This window comes from Vibrio sp. T20 (genome assembly GCF_007858795.1).
GTDB lineage: Bacteria > Pseudomonadota > Gammaproteobacteria > Enterobacterales > Vibrionaceae > Vibrio > Vibrio satsumensis.
In genome coordinates this window covers 1-360 of the sequence record NZ_VFEB01000065.1, presented here as the reverse complement: position 1 = coordinate 360, position 360 = coordinate 1, and the positions used below count along the sequence as shown (strand labels likewise).

Below are 360 nucleotides of genomic sequence, written 5' to 3'. Positions count from 1 at the left end.
GTAACAACCTGGTGAGCACAGGCAGCTTGACCGTGACCGATGCGGATGGCGACGGCGCGTTCAACCCCACGCCAACGTTCACAAGCAGCACAGTGGAAGGCGGAGCTCAACTAGGTACGTTGACCATCGATGCGGAAGGCAACTGGACGTACAAAGTGGATAACACCAATGCCACTGTCCAAGGCCTGAACGCAGACGAGACAATCGTGGAAACCTACACGGTTGCGACGGCGGATGGCAAAGATACACAAACCATCACGATCACCATCAATGGTGCGGCAGACGACTCAGACATCACCATCGAAGCGGGCGACAGCGCGGCAGACAGCGTGACCGAAGACAGTGCTGACGATCTGGTTG

Annotated in this window: 1 protein-coding gene; it reads left to right on the top strand. The window is 56.9% G+C overall.

Annotated features, from left to right (window positions below; all coding sequences use genetic code 11):
* Window positions 1-11: 11 nt before the first annotated feature.
* The coding region (locus tag FTW16_RS05535) for a VCBS domain-containing protein (RefSeq protein ID WP_222433358.1) at window positions 12-360 on the top strand (349 nt) is incomplete at its 3' end.